Raw genomic sequence first — 16,966 nt, forward strand, 5'->3', positions numbered from 1 at the left:
CCCTAACCGGCGACATCCTGCTCCATCTGCTGACGTCTGAACTGCTCTGCATACCAGCCGTTAATTTGCATCAGCTCTTCGTGGGTACCTCTTTCGATGATTTTCCCCTCGTCCAGCACGAGAATGAGTTGGGCATGCTGAACCGCTGAGAGTCTGTGCGCCGTGATGATGGTTGTTTTACCGGCTCTCTCCTGACGCAAGTGACGCAGGATGCTTTCTTCTGTTCGCGCATCGACTGCCGACAGGGAATCATCCAAAATCAAAATATCTGCATTCAATAGCAAAGCTCTGGCAATAGAGATCCGCTGTTTTTGCCCGCCAGATAGCGTCACTCCCTTTTCCCCGACCATCGTTTCCACGCCGTCCCTGAACTGCAACAGGTCGCTTCCCATCTCTGCCAGCTTCAGCGCATTCAACAGCTCCTCTTTGGTAGCCCCTGGTTTGCCAAACGCCACGTTTGCCGCGATACTGCGCGAAAAGAGCAAGTGCTCCTGTGGAACATAGCCGATCTTCTCCCGCAGGGCAGTTAACGACATGGACTCAATCGGCACTCCGCCGATGAAAAGCGAGCCTGCCTCCATCTGATATTGATGCAGGAGCGAGCGGCAAAGCGTTGATTTCCCGCTGCCTGTGCGTCCGACAATGCCGAGTGTCTCTCCTTCTCGAAGCGTAAAGGTCACGTCACGCAGTGCTGGTTTATCCGTCCCTGGGTAGGTAAAGGAAAAATGGCGCGCCTCGACGGTATTGGACACTACCGAGGTAACCGGGTGCTCTTGCTCCGCGACATCAGGCTCCTCCACGAACAGCTCCGACAGACGCTTCATGGATGCTCCCCCACGCTGAAGCACATTGACCAGCCAGCCAAAGGCAAACATCGGCCAGATCAAAAGCCCTAGGTACAAATTAAACGCTACTAGGTCACCGAGGGAAATGGCACTGGTAATGACGAGATACGTTCCATAGCCCAGCCCGATCAAAAAGCTGAAGCCAATTATGATGGCGATGGTTGGCTCGAACAAGGCGTCGATCCTCGAGACGCTCACGTTTCGTTCCAGCGTTTTTTCGCTCACACGGCGATAGGCTTCCACGTCCGCTTTCTCCTGAACAAAGGCACGCAGTACCCGTACTCCGGAAACTGCCTGCTGGACGTGGTCATTCATTTCGCCAAATGCTTCCTGCGCCAAGTAAAAGCGCTCATGCAAAAGCCTGCCGTAATAAGCAGTCGACCAAGCCAAAAAAGGCATCGGAATCAAGGCTGCCAGCGTGAGCTTCCAGTCGATGGCGGTCAGCATCACAACGAGTGTCAAAAGCGTCATAAACAGCGAATCTACCAGCGTCAGCACGCCAGTACTCGCAGTCTGTTCAATATTGGGTATGTCGTTGGTGGCTACTGCCATCAGGTCACCGCTCCGCTTTCGGTTGTAAAAAGAAGGCGTCATTCGGGTCAGATGTGAGAAGAGCCTCTCCCGCAATGTCTTTTCCAAGATTAACGCCCCGCCATTCAAAAGATACCGCCACATGTAGCGCATCCCGTACAGTAGGACGCCCAGTCCCAATAAGATGAAGACTGTTTTCGTCAATTCAGTGCCCGTCAACGTACTGTTCCGAATGGAGTCCACCGTATTTCCGATTAATCGCGGCGGCAGGAGAACAAGAATGTCAATGAGAAACAAAAAGGCGATACCAAATGCATATCGCTTCCAATGAGCCTTAAAAAACCAAGATAATTGCCGCAGTGTCCGCACGTCTTTCACCTCTTCTCGCAAGCAACCTCTGCATCGATTGCCTCTTTTCCGCTACGTAAGAAAACCTCTATCGAGGCCTGTTCAAGGAGGAGCGACCGCGTTTTAGCGGAAAGTTTCCATGCGCTCCAGAATTCATAAGCATTACGCTTATAAATTCCTACACGTAGAAAAAAGGGGGCTGCTTTTACGGCAACCCCTCTTCCTTTCTCCATCGTAATTTACTGAATTTTCCTTGTCAATCTAGCTTTTTTCCTGGGCAAGATTCTTCCATTCAGAGCGCAGTAAGCTGTAGACCGCATGATCGACGAAATGATCGTACAAATACTCGTTTCTACGCAGAACGCCCTCCAGCTGAAACCCTAGCCTTTCTGGAATGGATCTGCTTTTGTAATTTTCGGTAGCGGCCATGATCGTGATTTTTTCCAGACCCCACGAGGTGAAAACGAGCTGATCCGTATAAGCGGCAACTGCCGTCGTCATTAAGCCGTTTCCTTGGAATTGTGCACCCAGCCAGTAGCCAAGCGTTGTCTTTTTATTGATCCAGTCGATATTATGAACACCCAACGTCCCCGCCAAGCGTCCTTTGTACCAGATGCCATAGTGTGTTCCTTGATTGTTGTTGTGCTGGTTGATCGTCATCTGGATAAACTGCGCCGTATCCTCGACGCGCTTCGTATAATCCAGCCATGGCAGCCATTCCCGTAAATAGGGACGATTGGTATCTGTCAGCCAAAACATCTCCTCAGCATCTGCCAATTCCAGTTGTCTGAGCACTGCATCCTCTGTCATACGAATTCGTCGCATATGCTTCCCCTCCTAGCCCGTCTCTTTATTCGGTCGATTCTGTCTTTTGTTCTTACGCTCGATTATGGGACAGGGCCATTCGTTTGGCAAGATTCTGCGTGTGCATATGATAAAGACTCCTATGACAAGAAAAACCTGACATTCCGCAAGTAAAGAGCTACGGTCAGTACCGCGGCGACGGGCAATAAAACAGCGGCTATCTCAGACTTTATCTACAAGTCTACGATAGCCGCCTCTTATTCATCTGTCACTTATGCCTCTGGCAGTTCCTCTTGCTCCGTGCTTTGCGGCTCCGGAATTTCACTTCCATTAATAAAGACATGCGGGATGATCGCTGCTTTCAAGGAAGCAGCCACCGGGCAATATTGCTCGGCTTCCAGCTTCACCGCCTGCCAGATCCGGGAAGGCGCTACCTCTCCCGTCACATGGAAGGTGAGGTGAACTTCCGTGATGGCGTGGGGAACTTCCTCTCCTCGCGCGCCGTCTGCCACGATTTCGATCGCCTCGGGTGACTGTCTCATTTTTTCCAGCAGCTTGGTCACACCGATTCCCATGCATCCGGTCAAGCCAACGAGGATCAGCTCCAACGGGCTGTTGCCCGCCCCCTCTCCTCCCAGCGCCACACTGGAATCCATCAGCAGGGGATGCCCGCTCGGTCCTGTCGCCTCAAACTGAAGCTTTCCTTTCCACTGCGTACGTACACTCATCTGTTTTTTCACCGTTGCTGCCATATTGATCCGCTCCCCTCTTCTCCTATTCTTTCACGTCCCACTCCTGCACATCATAAGTGGTTCCGAAAAGACGTGGCTCTCCTTTGATAACGCGTTTATTGATCGCGACCAACGCCGGGTTGTAATAGAGCGTCAGAAGCGGAACATCCTGCTGTACGATTGCCTGGACTTGATCGTAGATTTCTTTTCTGCGTTTTTCATCCGCCTCTGCTTTTCCTTGCTCCAGCAGTATGTCTACTTCCGGGTTGACGTAGGCAGAAGAGTTGCTGAGGCCCTCGCTGTGGTAATAAGCAGACGAATCCGGGTCAATATTCATGTACAAGCCCGATAATGCCAGGTCAAACTCATGCTTGCGCAGCTTCTGGCTGACGGTCGCGAAATCGTACTTCGTAATTTTCGCTTTGATCCCTACCGCCTTCAAATTTTCGGCGATGATCTGAGCGGACTGCTCCCGGATCTGGTTGCCTGTTGGGACGACAAAGGTAAGCTCTCTATTGCTATCCCAGCCTGCCTCTTGCAGCAAGCTCTTTGCCTTTCCCGTATCGAACGGGATCGGCTGCAGGCTTTTATTTTGGTAGGCGCTCAGTGACGGGTACAGACCATCGAAGATCTCCGCGTTGCCCTTCATCAGGTTATCCACGATCAACTGACGGTTGATGGCATGAGCGATGGCCTGGCGTACCTTTCCATTTTCAATGGTTTTTGTATTCAACATCATTGCCTGAATCCCTACCTGCGGCTCCAGCTTTGTACGAAGATTCTCATTTTTCCCCAGCAGCTCATAGTCCTGATCCGGCACATTACCGATGCCGAGTCCGTAGTTCATATCGATCTCTCCGCTTTGCAGCTGGGCAACCAGGTTTGTTCCCGGCATGATCTTCACGAAAATTTTGTCCAGCTTAGGAGCGCCGCGGTAATACGCTTTGTTGGCTGCGAATTCGACGTACTGATCCTTTTCATATTTCACGAGTGTGAAGGCTCCGTTGGTTACGTTCGGTTTTTGCATAAAGGGATGCTTCACCAGCTCCTCAGGCTTCACATCCTTGAGAACGTGCTTGGGCAGTGCCTTGAACTTCATACCGAACTGCTCCTTGATCATGTTCGGATCCGTTGGGTTTTTGGCACGCAGCTCAAAGGTTTGCGCATCGACGATCTTCAAGCCCGATATTTCCGTCTGCCCCTCTGGCAGCTTCCCGTCTGGTCCGACTCCCTCTAGAAAAGCAATCGATGAGCCAAGCGTAGACTCGACCTTCGGGTTGGCGATCAGCGCAAGTGTATAAGCCACGTCCTCCGTCGTAACAGCAGTGCCATCCGTCCACTTGGCATTCGGATTCAGCTTGACCGTATAGGTTTGCTTATCTGTCGTATCAAAGGACTCGGCAAGCTGCGGCAAAAATTGCAGTGGCTCGATCCGATTGATCAAGGGTTCAAATAGCAAAGTACCCAGCTCTGCCGAAGACAAGTCCCGGGAGCTGATCAGGGGATTAAAAGAGATGGGCGGATTAAAAACACCGATGCTGACCATTTTGGCGCTGGATTTTTCCTCCGCTGGCTTTTGATCGGTTGAAGCTGGCTTGGCTGTTTCCCCGGAAGAGGAGCATCCGCTCACCATTACTGTTAAAGAAACAAGTACGGCAACTACTGGCTGTAGCAACTTTTTCATCCCTGTCTTCCCCCTGTATGTTTGCTATTTGTATCTTTATCTTTAATCAAATTAATCATATGTAATTAATCGGATTTAATCTTTGATACTACTATAATACAGATATCCGCAATGTCAATCACTTCCTTAATCTATTCGCAAACCGAGCTTCGCTACTCCTTTGCAACAAAAACACCTACCTCCATGCATGGAAGTAGGTGTCTCTCTATTGAAGCTATTTTTTGCTGTTGCCGATTTCCTGCGGCTTGAATATGCCGGTTTCGGTCACGATTGCCGTAATGTATTCGGCCGGCGTCACATCAAATGCCGGATTGTACACTTTGATGTTGTCCGGAGCTACCTGTTTGCCCAAGCCGTGGGTAATTTCTTCGGCTGGACGCTCCTCGATCGGAATATCCGCACCTGTTGCGGTTTCCAGATCTACCGAGGAAAGTGGGGCTGCCACGTAAAACGGAATGCCATGCGCTTTCGCCAAAACAGCAACGCCATAGGTCCCGATCTTGTTTGCCACGTCCCCGTTCGCCGCCACACGGTCAGTTCCGACGATAACGGCTTCCACTTTTCCTTGTGCCATTACCATCGCCGCCATGTTGTCGCAGATCAGCGTGACATCGATTCCTGCCTGCTGCAGCTCGAATGCCGTGAGACGAGCACCTTGGAGAACCGGGCGAGTCTCATCCGCGTATACTTTCAGATCCCATCCGCGCTCTTTTGCCAAATAGAATGGCGCAGTCGCCGTTCCGTATGCAGCTGTTGCCAGCGCACCAGGATTGCAGTGTGTGAGAATGCCCATGCCATCATGCAGCAAGGTCAGCAAATGCTCACCGATCGTCCGGCATACTTCCGCATCTTCGCGCTGGATCGCCAGTGCCTCATCGAGAACCGCCGCCTTCAGCTCGTGGGTCGCCTTGTCGCCTTCTTGCTGGATCCGCGCCTTGATGCGGTCAAGTGCCCAAAACAGGTTGACCGCAGTCGGGCGAGACGTTCCCAAATATTCTGCCGTTGCCAACAAATCCTTGGCAAACGCTTCGCTCGTAGCCGCTTCGCTGCCCCGAACACCAAGGTACAGTCCATAAGCTGCAGCCATGCCGATCGCAGGCGCTCCGCGTACCTGCAGGTGGCGAATGGATGCCCATACTTCTTCTGCAGTAGTCAGTGTCAAATAAACGGTTTCTACAGGCAATCGCGTCTGGTCGAGCAGGACGAGAGCATCATCCTCCCATTTGACTGGCGCGAGTTGTGTACTTGTTGTCATACGGTCGTTGCCTCCTGATAAAATCTTGCTGTTACGGTGCGGACGAGGTCCGTAATGTCCGTGGACTCCTCCAGATTGTGGCGTCCGAGGATCAGTGCTTCCCCGATAGCGAGTGCCAAGCGCTCTGCTTCGGCACGAACTTGAACGTCCTCGATGCTGTTCAAGTCAGCGACACCAGCCAATCCGATCACGCGGCGCAAAATTTTGCAGCCTGCAAAGCCTGCGGTATCCTGGATCAGACGGTTCACATAGCTTTGCCACAGGCCTTCCACATGTGCGCTGCGCTCTTTTGCCTGCTTGTGCCAAAGCTGCACAAACTGGGAGACGAATTCATTCCAGACATCCTCCACCGTTGTAAGCAAGTATTCGCGATAAGATTCGCGTTCTCCTTGGTCTTTTTGCAATCCGTGCTGACCTGCGTAGTTGAGCAGCAGGTTGGCAATGACTGCACCGATGTCAAAGCCGATCGGTCCGTAGTAAGCAAACTCAGGGTCGATCGCTTTCATGCTGGTCGGTGTGATGAAGATGCTGCCGGTATGCAGGTCTCCGTGCAGCAGCGCTTCTGCTCGAGTGAGGAAGTCAAATTTCAGCTTTGCGATTTCCAGCTTGAGCGGCTTGTTTTCCCAGATTGCTTCGACTTCCTTTTGAATCAAAGGATTGAAGTCGTTCGTTGGCGCATTTTCATAAGGATCAGTAAACACCAGATCTTCCGTAATTTTGCACAATTCCGGATTCAAGAATGTTCCGACGAGCGCTTTTTTATCGTACGGGCTGGCCCCCAAATCAGAGGTGTAGAATAGCGTGTGCGCGAGGAATTTCCCAATCTGCTTGGCGAACAGCGGATAGCGATTGCCCTCGATCAAGCCTTTGCGCATGATGATATGGTCACCCACGTTTTCCATGACGGTCAACGCCAGCTCTTGGTCAAAGTGATACACTTCCGGTACGAGATCCGGTACGTATTTGTGCTGGAGACGGAGTGCCTCGCTCTCGATGCGCGCACGGTCTACCGTCAGTGGCCAGGACTCCCCTACCACGCGAGCATAAGGAAGAGCTTGCTTCACGATCACGCTTTTTCCTGTCGCTTCCTCTCGAATGTCAAACACCAGATTGAGGTTGCCGTCACCAATCTCACTGCTGACTAGCGTAGCTCCCTCGGTAAAAAGCCCTGGCAATGCTTTCACGTACTCCACTGCTTCCTGTTCTGTCAATGCACGGTATGCCATGATTCCTGTCTCCCCTTTGCCGATTTTTGTCTATTTCCAGTAGGCTGGTCCAAGCGATGTCATATTAGAAAGCTTGGCTCCGCCAAGCTTTGCGGTGGAGCCATAGTTGCACTTATACTGGCTAAGAATCTTATAAATTCTTACTGAACAAAAAGACCTCTTTTCCCGAAGAAAAGAGGTCGCGATCGTCACGTATAGAGAAACGTGCCCTTGTCCCCCTTATCTTCCAGACTACTTTTGTTTCTGCAGGAATTAGCACCGTGCACGTCGCCTATGCATCAGTCGTCTCGAACGTCTGAAAAGCGTCGTGTCGGTTGCCGGGTATCATCGGGCCAGTCCCTCCACCTTCTCTGGATAAGGTATCCAACGTATGCAGTTTTGAATTTAGTTTGAATCATACATTCCTCTACCTGATGCTGTCAACACCCTTTTTCAGCAAAATATGCTTCCAGCCTTCACCAGTTAAGCTGTGTCCCCGATGCAGCAGGCCGTTCCCAATTCCACCAATCCACTTTCCCGAGAAATGCAGCGGTTATCGCTTTCTCTGCCTCAAGCTTAAGCAATTCTTTCGTTGGTCCGGTTACGACTGCCCCGTAAATCCGAACCCCTTTTTCCTTGAGATAGGCATAGCGCTCTTCCACTTTCGGATCACTGTGAGAAAGGATTCCCCGGCCGATCTCACGCGCCAAACGCCCATGCTCGGATAGATACTTCATCTCCGCAAGATACGCTGCTGCTCGTCGGTCTCCCTCTCCATTCACCTGAATGGGAGCATTGCCGTAATCCAGCCTGCTCTCGGCATACCCCCAAACATCCCCGGCCGAGAGCAAGAGATTTCCGTCCTGCTCACGTTCGTTTGCCTCGACGCCTGTATCTACCGCGAACCAAAGCGTATCCACATTGTACTCGGGTATATGCTTAGAAATCAGCTTGATATAATCCACGTACGTCATCGGGCGATCAAAGGAAATGGCCAACTGACTCACCGTTCCCTCGTGCAGCTTTTTCATCGTATTCCAGGCTGGAGTGCGCAGGTATGCCGTTTCCTCTCTTGTCATCGCCTCATCAGTCGGATAGCGGAAAAACAGCTTCGTTTCCCTGACTCCATTTGCCCATTTCGGCTCCGCTCGGACGCTCCACAAGAAGTTTGTACTCTCCACATAACCAACATTTTGCTGTTCAGCCCCTACTTGTTCACGCAGCTCCATCTGAATCTGACCATAGAGCAACCCAACCTGAGAACCGCTGCTACCCGTGCTGACTCCTGGCTGGGTAAAATTGATGATGTCTTCTGTGACCTTGAATTGATCTTTATACACCCACATTCCGACCCAGCCATTGACCAGGAGCAAGAGCGCCCCTATCAGGAAAAAGATGACAAACGTAAAAGCAGAGTTGGTAAAACGCATTTTCCACTTTCCCCGGGTAAGAATAGCCCGCTGCTGTTTTTCTGTTAGGGAAAAGGGGGCAGGCGTCTCTTGTCCTTTGTCCGGCACTCCCAACAGAAGGTGTTCGAGCCGCTCCGCATATTCCTCGTCATCTGTCACCTCATTACGAAGATTCCGTACGTCTTGCTCATCGAGTTCTCCTCGCAAATAGGCCAGCAGCATTCGTTCTCTACTATCTTCATCGAATTTGTTCGTCATCGACCTCATCCCTCCACATCCTGCGCATCTTTTGCCGCCCACGGAACAGCGAACGCTTCACATCGGTCGTATCGATTCCCAGCACCTCGGCAATTTCGGCATAGGAAAACTGCATGGCAGACAGCAAGATTGCCTGCTTCTGCTTTTCCGGTAACCGCTCCAAAAAGAGATGGGCAACCTCCCACATTTCCTTGTTTACCAGCGAATCTGCCGGATCGACTGCCGACTGATCCATTTGTTCCGGCATTTGCTCAACAAAGTAAAGCGGCCGCTTGACCTGCTTGCGATGCCAATCTACAAAGACGTGATACGCTACTTTAAACAGCCACGGCCTTACTTTTTCCGAGCGAAATTCGTCCAGTGACGAAAAGGCACGGAAAAAAGTATCCTGCGTCAAATCCTCTGCCTGCCTCGCATCCCGTGTCAGCCGGAAAAGATAGCGATATATATCGTTTACGTGCAGGCCGTACACGTCCTCCAAGCCTACTTTCCCAACCCTTCCACACCCTTTCGTTACTTACCACGCATTTCGTTGGAAAAAGTTTCATCCCGCTTTCAAAATACCTATATCCGATATGCAAACTCGGCAAAAAATAATTTGACTACCGCATCTGATCGCCTTATCATAAAGCTATCGCACATGCTGTTCTAGCGTGTAACCTCATAACTCTTATCGCGAGCTGGCTGAGGGACTGGCCCTATGATGCCCGGCAACCGGCGCTATTCTATGTTTACTAGAAAGCGAAACGGTGCTAATTCCAACGGATAAGAGTCGAGATTTAGGATATTGTTTTCCTTTGCCTCGACTACGAACCCGAGAGATGAGAGGAGACGAAGACGTTCTGATAGTCGACAACCGCCTCCCTGATCGCTGGGGAGGCTCTTTTTATTTTCTCACATCACCGTTTTTAAGGAGGATTAGTCCTAGCAATGAGTGAGCACCGTATCCTCGTCACCTATTTGACACAAGCCAAAGACTTGAACAAAAAAGCAGAATCGATCGCAGTCGGTATGACTGTCGGTTCCTGGACGGAATTGCCTGCGGCCAAACAAGCCGAGCTAAAGCCATATCTGGGCGAAGCAGTAAGCGCAGCTCCGCTGGAAACCTTGGAGAACGGAGAAACGCGCGGCCTGATTACCGTCAGCTATCCGACTCGCAACTTTACCAACGACATTCCTTCCTTGTTGACAGGCATTTTTGGGAAGCTCTCCATGGATGGCAAGATTAAGCTGGTCGATGTCGGCTTTCCTGAGTCATTTTTGGGAACGTTCCCTGGTCCAAAATACGGCATTGACGGGCTGCGCAATCGCCTGGACGCCCACAACCGTCCGCTCTTGATGAGCATTTTCAAGTCCTGCCTGGGACTGCCTTTTGATGATCTGAAAACCCAGTTTCGCGCACAAGCATTGGGCGGCGTAGATCTGGTCAAAGATGACGAAATTTTCTTTGCGGATGAACGCGCTCCGTTCCTGGAGAGAATCAAGGCGTTTAAACAGATCGCGATCGAAACGGAAGCAGAAATCGGCAAGCCTGTGCTCTACGCGGCCAACCTGACAGGTCCGGTAAACGAGCTGAATGAAAAAGCTAAGCGCGCCATTGACGCTGGAGCCGACTGCCTCCTGTTCAATGTCCTGGCTTTTGGCTTCGACGCTTTGCACCGCCTGGCAGCTGATCCAGATGTACACGTTCCGATCATGGCGCATCCAGCTTTGGCTGGTGCTTACTATCCATCGCCGGATTACGGGATTGCGACTCCGCTTTTGCTCGGGAAGCTGATGCGGATTGCTGGCGCTGACCTAGTGCTCTTCCCATCTCCATACGGAAACGTTGCGCTGAACAAGACAGAGGCGCTGCAGCTGGCTGAAAACTTGACGGCACCTCTCGAAGGCATCCGTCGTTCGTTCCCAGTCCCATCTGCCGGTATTCATCCGGGACTCGTGCCGCAGCTATTCGCTGACTTTGGTCTCGATCAGATCGTCAATGCAGGTGGCGGAATTCACGGTCACCCAGATGGTGCGACTGCAGGGGCAAAAGCTTTTGTTGCCGCCACCCTGGCAGTGACCGCTGGTAAAACGCTGCAGGAAGCGGCCGAGGGTTCCTCTGAGCTGGCTGTCGCGCTCGAAAAGTGGGGTGGCGGACGATGAGTAAAAAGCTCGTTCTCTTCTGCGATTTTGACGGAACCATCACGGAAAAAGACAACATCGTGGCGATTGCCCGCAAGTTTGCTCCACCCGAGTGGGAAGCCTTGACCGAACAAATCCTTTCGCAAAAAATCAGCGTGCAGGAAGGGGTCGGAAAGCTGTTCCAGCTGCTCCCCTCCTCTCTGCGCGAGGAAATTATTGACTTCATCGTCAGCCAAGCATCGATTCGCCCTGGCTTTGCGGATTTCGTCCGCTTTTGCCGCGAAGAGGGCATCGAATGGCTGGTGACCAGCGGCGGCATCGACTTCTTCGTCGATCCGATCCTCGCTCCGTTTGATCTGAAGGATGTACCGATCTATTGCAACGGAAGTGATTTTTCCGGCGACAAGATCACGATCACCTGGCCGCACTCCTGTGACGATCACTGCTCCAATGGATGTGGCATGTGCAAAACGACGATCATTCGCCGCTACGATCCTGCCGACTACTACCGCGTGGTGATCGGGGATTCAATCACCGATTTGGCTGGCGCCAAGATCGCCGACTTTGTAATTGCCCGTTCGTTCCTCGCCCAGAGGGCGGAGGAGCTGAATCTGCCACACCGCACGTTTGCCACATTCCATGATGTGATTGCCATACTACAAGATTTGAAACATCAACAGGAGGTCAGCTGAAACATGTCTGCTACTTTTGAACAACGCTTGGACGCTTTTCGCCGTTTGGACGACGCCAAGCTGACATTTGCTCGCCGGGACTGGTTCCCGGGCACGAGCGGCAACCTTTCCATCAAGGTTGCCAATGACCCGCTGCAATTTGCCGTAACAGCCAGCGGCAAGGACAAAACCAAGCTCTCCCCGGAAGACTACTTGATCGTGGACAGCGATTCCCGACCAGTCGATGAGACCTCACTCAAGCCTTCCGCTGAGACATTGATCCACGCGGTTGTGTACAAGAAGTTTCCACAAGCAGGTGCCTGCTTCCACGTTCATACGGTGTGGAACAACCTGATTTCCGAGCTGTACTTTGGACAGCGTGCTTTCTCCATCCAGGGCCAGGAGCTGATCAAAGGTCTCGGCATATGGGAGGAAAATGCGAGCATCACTGTTCCGATTGTTGAGAACTTTGCTGATATTCCGACCCTTGCTGCTGCTATCGAGAAGGTCATCACTCCTGATGTACCCGGCGTCCTGATTCGCAACCATGGCATATACGCATGGGGCGGCAATGACTTTGAAGCCAAACGCCATCTGGAAGCCTTTGAATTCTTGTTTGAGTACCACGCCCGCTTGCTGCAGCTGCGACAAGCAGTCGTGTCCCATACCCCCAATAATTAAGGAGGAATTAAAAATGGCACAAATTCGTTTCCACGACAACAACGATCGCATCAGCGCTCCAGAGGAAGTCATCTCCTTCCTGAATACGCAAGAAATCATCTATGAAAAATGGGCACTGGATAATCTGGATCCGAAGCACCGCGACAACTACAGCCCGACTGACGAAGAGAAACAGGAAATCCTCGATACCTTCAAGCCGCAGATCGACGCAATCAGCGAGCGCCGCGGCTACCTGACTGCTGACATCATCGTCCTGTCTGATTTGACCCCTAATCTCGACGAGCTTCTGGTCAAATTTAAAGGCGAGCACCATCATACGGACGACGAGTGCCGCTTCTGCGTAGACGGTCACGGCATCTTCGCGATCAAAGGGAAGGACGGACGATACTTCGACGTTGAGCTTTCGCCAGGTGATCTCATCTCCGTTCCGCCAAACTTCCGTCACTACTTCACCCTGATGGACGATCGCAAAATCAAGGCCATCCGCCTGTTCGTGACTCCAGCTGGCTGGGAAGCGATCTATTAAGAAAAAGGGAAATCACCCCGTTGTCATTTGACCGGGGTGATTTTTTCATGCTTATTTGATGTTTCCATTACCTTTGATATCTACGTGCGTGACAATGTTGACCTTGGCCTGGGAAAAAGCCTGCGTCCATTCATTCTGGACTTTTTTCCACTCGTCATACTCATAGGCGCGGGCATGCAGTCCAAAGCCGAAGGGGTCAATTTTCAGTTTCTGACACTTGAGGAGCAGATCCTGATACTCTGACTGAATTTCTTTTTCCAACACTGTTCCCATCTTTTTATAATCCTCGTCCATATCAAAAGGGAAAATCCGCTCAGAGATCGATACTCTTAATTTCATATCCACATTAAAATGGAATCTGCCATCTACAAAGCTGGTTTTGACCTTCTTCGATAATCCTTTGACGAAGAAGCTGATGCGTCTTTGAATGGTCTTCTCTGCTCCATCAGAATCTGGATAAGGAAGGCTAATCGAGATTTCACCTCTCTTCCCTTGCAGGAGCATCTGCAGAAAAGCAGTCTCCCTGCCCGTTAAAGCGGTGGCAAATCCCCCTTTCTCCGTCAATAATGCCGTTCCTTCCACCTGTACCTCTTTTACCTTGTTCAGCTTTGTAATGCTTGGAGTGAGTCCTTTTTCGTAAATTTGGCGATGAAGCTCCTGCACACTTGTTTTCACCGTAATATTCCTGCGGTTGGCGGTATCTACCAGCTTTAACAAATGCAGAGCGACTCGCGGTTTCGCTTTTGTCTGCATGTGAAACAGTTCATGTACGGGTCCGTCATAGGCAATCATTCGGGCATTTACACTAAATCGAGCATCTCGATAGACCACATCCATGAGCTGAAACCAATCCGTCGTTTGCAAAAGGCGTCTGCCAACGACAAACAACTGTACTTTTCCCGAGAGGGTCACCCCGGAAACCATTTCGTCAAACCGCTGCCGAGATTCCCTTAACGAGTGGGCTTTGACACCGTTTTCTTCCGACTTCACCTGTGCCTCCCTGCTGAAAACCGGACTGGAGGCGTAAAACAATAGCTCGTTCTTTTCATTCATATCCAAACCAATCATCAAAGTCAGCGTAGCATCCTCCAGATCAATTCGATCCATACATCCTGGCAAGGAAAGTAACAGAAGGAGCGCCAATCCAATGTTCAGGACCTTCCTCATGCTTCCTGCTCCTTAGGCTTTTTTCGTATAAACATCACGGCAGCCGCTAGAACTACCGGGAAGGCATACGCGACCACCAAGCCGACCTTGCCCCACAGCTTAACCAGCTTCTGCATATCACTGAACGATGGCATATAAATAAAGCTAACTACGATGATGAGGAACAAAAAGATATAGAGATGCTTTCTGTGGTCTTGTTTTCCGAGTAATTGTGAGGTGGTAAACACAGTGAACAGCATGTACGGCAAACCCGTCGTGGATAGGATAAACATGTACGATGCTAGGAAAAGGATATCGACCCGCTCGAGGAATCGAAATTCAACGATCTTCCATAAACCGAGAGTAGGCCAGGTGAACTGAGTGATTTCATCAGGGCTGTAAAACCCGAAGCAAAAGAGGGTTACTGACAAATACACCAGCATGGACAAAGTATTTGCCGTCACGATCCCCAGGGCAGCATACTGCTTTTTTTGCAAAAAAGGATACAAAAAGAAAGACAGCTCAAAGCCGACAAAAGACAGGATCGTTGATGGGACCCCTTGAAAAATGGGTGCCCAGCCCTCTCTCAAAACGGGCAGCAAGTGAAGCCAGTGCATATTTCTCCACATCGTCAATAGGACAAGCGGCATCCACAAGGTAAAGTAAAAGACTAATTCGGAGTAACGTCCAAGCACGCGCACGCCGCTTTGAATCACTTGATGCGCCGGTATAATGAACAGCAGCACCGCAATATACGCTGGGGTCTGAGGAAGCAGCCAATTATTAATCAGAGAGACGGCATAAGTAAAAACAGTCATAGAGGCGAGAATACAGTACAGGACGATCAAAAAGACTACTGCTTTTCCCAGCCATTTCCCTAACAGCAGCTGTAGAATCTCGATAATCGTCATTTCCGGATATCTGCTCATCGCTTTGGTCAGGATTAAACTGACCATCACGGACACAGCCCAGCCAAGCATGATAGACATCCACCCATCGGTTCCGACGATATTCGCTAGATCCCTCGGCAGAGTTAAAACTCCGATTCCTACCTGCGCCCCATGTATCAAAAAGATATACTGCATGACGGTGATTTCGTTATACGCATACTTTTTCATTTACCATCCCCCTCGGGACGATTCTCTCCCTGCCGCTTCAATTGGCGAGCTCTGGCGCTAACCGGCCTGTTTTTCATATTCCAAAGCGGCACTCTGACAAACAGATCCTTCCAATCGGAGTAACGAGTGGGTGCCAGGGGACTACCATAAGGAACACCCAAAGACTCCAGTGAAATCATATGTCCCATCATCGTCATCAAGCCGATCACAATTCCTACAATCCCAAACATACCCGCTAGCCCCATCATCACGAAGCGAAGCAAGCGCAATGCCGATGCCATATCATAGTTCGGGATGATAAACGAGGCGATCGCAGTAAACGCCACAACGATCACCATGATATTGCTGACGACCCCTGCTTGAACGACTGCTTGACCAATGACGATACCGCCGACAATTCCGACTGTCTGGCCAATGGGTGCCGGCAGCCGTACTCCCGCTTCTCTGAGCATTTCCAGTGTCAGCTCCATCAGCATCGCCTCCAATAGTGGCGGAAAAGGCACACGCTCTCTAGACTCTCCCACAGACAAAATCAAATCAATAGGTATGACCTCGTAGTTGAACGAAACAAGAGCGATATAAACAGCAGGCAAGAAAGTAGCAACCAGAAAGGCCAAATACCGCAGCAAGCGTATAAAGGTTGCCACTGGCCATCTTGTACTGTAATCGTCCACCGTTTGAAAAAACGAGGCAAAAGTGGCGGGACCAACTAAAACACTCGGGGAACGGTCAACGACAACGGCAATTCGCCCTTGCAGCAAATGGGACGCCACGGAGTCTGGTCTCTCTGTGGTAACAAGCTGCGGAAAAGGAGAAAAAGGGTTGTCCTCAATCAACTCTGCCAGTTCTCCTGTATTGATGACTGCATCGATGTTCAGCAGCTTGATACGATCCTCCATTTCCTTCAGAACATCCGGGCTGGCGATGTCTTCCATGTACATGATAGATAACTTCGTTTTCCCCCGCTCCCCCACGCGGAGCTGCTTGATCTTCAGCTCCCGATTCGGGAGATAGCGTCGTATCAGGGCGATATTTTGTATGTCCGTCTCAACAAAACCTTGGTGTGCCCCTTTTAGCGACGCCTCCATCTGCGGGTCTTCTACTGCCCGCTGAGGCCAACCATGCGTCTCTACCACACAGGCTTCGGTCCGCCCCTCGATCAGCAGAACGCTGCTCCCCTGCAAAATCTCAGCTTCCACTGTTTCCATATCGTAGGCATTTGATATCGCACCTACGGAAAGTAAATCCACAATGCTCGTATCTGCGTTTGACGTCGGATTCAGTAGAGGGCGAAGCATGTTATTGTTGATGGAATTTTTGTCGACTAGACCTGACAAGTATACTAGCGCCACTCGCCCCTCGGCGAAATTACTCTCAAATGTGCGTATGATCAAATCTGGAGTCAACGTAAAAATCGTTTGGAGCATGGCAATATTCTCATCCAATCGGTCAGAGATCGGTTGGATGGAGCCCGTGATTGGACGTTTTCCCAACATAGCCAATGCCCGTTTTCTGCCCAGCCATCCTTTCAGACTCATGTATCCACGATCCTCGCGATATTTGGATTTGCTCTCGTTATCGTGGGTGTTTTTTCCCAATAATATGCATTCCGCCTGTGCTCTCCTCCAGC

Annotated in this window: 15 protein-coding genes and 2 riboswitches; of the genes, 4 read left to right on the forward strand and 11 right to left on the reverse strand. The window is 50.9% G+C overall.

Going from position 1 to position 16,966, the window contains the following annotated elements:
• Positions 1–2: 2 nt before the first annotated feature.
• The 8 genes from ACLIN2_RS25330 to ACLIN2_RS25365 all read right to left on the reverse strand — a co-directional run bounded on the left by ACLIN2_RS25330 (position 3) and on the right by ACLIN2_RS25365 (position 9,542).
• Complete coding sequence (locus tag ACLIN2_RS25330) at positions 3–1,745, reverse strand: ABC transporter ATP-binding protein (RefSeq protein ID WP_092273269.1); 1,743 nt, start codon at positions 1,743–1,745, stop codon at positions 3–5.
• Between the two features lie 240 nt (positions 1,746–1,985).
• Positions 1,986–2,549, reverse strand: coding sequence for a GNAT family N-acetyltransferase (locus ACLIN2_RS25335; protein WP_411502491.1), 564 nt, complete (start codon positions 2,547–2,549; stop codon positions 1,986–1,988).
• Between the two features lie 251 nt (positions 2,550–2,800).
• Positions 2,801–3,280: an OsmC family protein gene (locus ACLIN2_RS25340; protein WP_328210725.1), complete on the reverse strand. Its 480-nt coding sequence runs from the start codon at positions 3,278–3,280 to the stop codon at positions 2,801–2,803.
• Positions 3,281–3,302: 22 nt separating this feature from the next.
• Complete coding sequence (locus ACLIN2_RS25345; RefSeq protein ID WP_411502492.1) at positions 3,303–4,943, reverse strand: ABC transporter substrate-binding protein; 1,641 nt, start codon at positions 4,941–4,943, stop codon at positions 3,303–3,305.
• Between the two features lie 214 nt (positions 4,944–5,157).
• On the reverse strand, positions 5,158–6,198 hold the full coding sequence (gene mtnA / locus ACLIN2_RS25350) for an S-methyl-5-thioribose-1-phosphate isomerase (RefSeq protein ID WP_122961240.1): 1,041 nt from the start codon (positions 6,196–6,198) through the stop codon (positions 5,158–5,160).
• Positions 6,195–7,424: an S-methyl-5-thioribose kinase gene (gene mtnK / locus ACLIN2_RS25355; RefSeq protein WP_092273255.1), complete on the reverse strand. Its 1,230-nt coding sequence runs from the start codon at positions 7,422–7,424 to the stop codon at positions 6,195–6,197. Before mtnK ends, mtnA begins: the two co-directional genes overlap by 4 nt.
• 216 nt (positions 7,425–7,640) lie before the next feature.
• A riboswitch (SAM riboswitch) is annotated at positions 7,641–7,785 on the reverse strand.
• Between the two features lie 94 nt (positions 7,786–7,879).
• Positions 7,880–9,070 carry an anti sigma factor C-terminal domain-containing protein gene (locus ACLIN2_RS25360; RefSeq protein WP_411502493.1) on the reverse strand — a complete coding sequence of 397 codons (1,191 nt, stop codon included), beginning with the start codon at positions 9,068–9,070 and terminating at the stop codon, positions 7,880–7,882.
• Positions 9,051–9,542: a sigma-70 family RNA polymerase sigma factor gene (locus ACLIN2_RS25365; RefSeq protein WP_092273497.1), complete on the reverse strand. Its 492-nt coding sequence runs from the start codon at positions 9,540–9,542 to the stop codon at positions 9,051–9,053. Before ACLIN2_RS25365 ends, ACLIN2_RS25360 begins: the two co-directional genes overlap by 20 nt.
• A 195-nt stretch (positions 9,543–9,737) precedes the next feature.
• Positions 9,738–9,898, forward strand: a riboswitch (SAM riboswitch).
• Between the two features lie 102 nt (positions 9,899–10,000).
• Here ACLIN2_RS25365 and ACLIN2_RS25370 point away from each other — a divergent pair.
• The 4 genes from ACLIN2_RS25370 to ACLIN2_RS25385 are packed head-to-tail and all read left to right on the forward strand — an operon-like array spanning position 10,001 to position 13,072.
• Positions 10,001–11,215: a 2,3-diketo-5-methylthiopentyl-1-phosphate enolase gene (locus ACLIN2_RS25370; RefSeq protein ID WP_411502494.1), complete on the forward strand. Its 1,215-nt coding sequence runs from the start codon at positions 10,001–10,003 to the stop codon at positions 11,213–11,215.
• Positions 11,212–11,886 (forward strand): 2-hydroxy-3-keto-5-methylthiopentenyl-1-phosphate phosphatase, encoded by a 675-nt coding sequence (locus ACLIN2_RS25375; protein ID WP_411502495.1) that lies wholly within the window; start codon positions 11,212–11,214, stop codon positions 11,884–11,886. Before ACLIN2_RS25370 ends, ACLIN2_RS25375 begins: the two co-directional genes overlap by 4 nt.
• Before the next feature lie 3 nt (positions 11,887–11,889).
• Positions 11,890–12,546: a methylthioribulose 1-phosphate dehydratase gene (locus tag ACLIN2_RS25380; protein WP_092273244.1), complete on the forward strand. Its 657-nt coding sequence runs from the start codon at positions 11,890–11,892 to the stop codon at positions 12,544–12,546.
• Between the two features lie 13 nt (positions 12,547–12,559).
• Complete coding sequence (locus ACLIN2_RS25385; RefSeq protein ID WP_092273241.1) at positions 12,560–13,072, forward strand: 1,2-dihydroxy-3-keto-5-methylthiopentene dioxygenase; 513 nt, start codon at positions 12,560–12,562, stop codon at positions 13,070–13,072.
• Between the two features lie 51 nt (positions 13,073–13,123).
• Here ACLIN2_RS25385 and ACLIN2_RS25390 read toward each other — a convergent pair whose 3' ends face one another.
• From ACLIN2_RS25390 to ACLIN2_RS25400, 3 genes are read right to left on the reverse strand one after another with little or no spacing between them, the layout of a single operon-like run.
• Complete coding sequence (locus ACLIN2_RS25390; RefSeq protein ID WP_411502496.1) at positions 13,124–14,239, reverse strand: Ger(x)C family spore germination protein; 1,116 nt, start codon at positions 14,237–14,239, stop codon at positions 13,124–13,126.
• On the reverse strand, positions 14,236–15,336 hold the full coding sequence (locus ACLIN2_RS25395; protein WP_411502497.1) for a GerAB/ArcD/ProY family transporter: 1,101 nt from the start codon (positions 15,334–15,336) through the stop codon (positions 14,236–14,238). The genes ACLIN2_RS25390 and ACLIN2_RS25395 overlap by 4 nt, the downstream gene beginning before the upstream one ends.
• A complete protein-coding gene (locus tag ACLIN2_RS25400) occupies positions 15,333–16,874 on the reverse strand; it encodes a spore germination protein (RefSeq protein WP_092273494.1) in 1,542 nt (513 codons plus the stop codon). The genes ACLIN2_RS25395 and ACLIN2_RS25400 overlap by 4 nt, the downstream gene beginning before the upstream one ends.
• Positions 16,875–16,966 lie beyond the last annotated feature (92 nt).

The organism is Brevibacillus centrosporus (assembly GCF_046622605.1).
GTDB lineage: Bacteria > Bacillota > Bacilli > Brevibacillales > Brevibacillaceae > Brevibacillus > Brevibacillus centrosporus.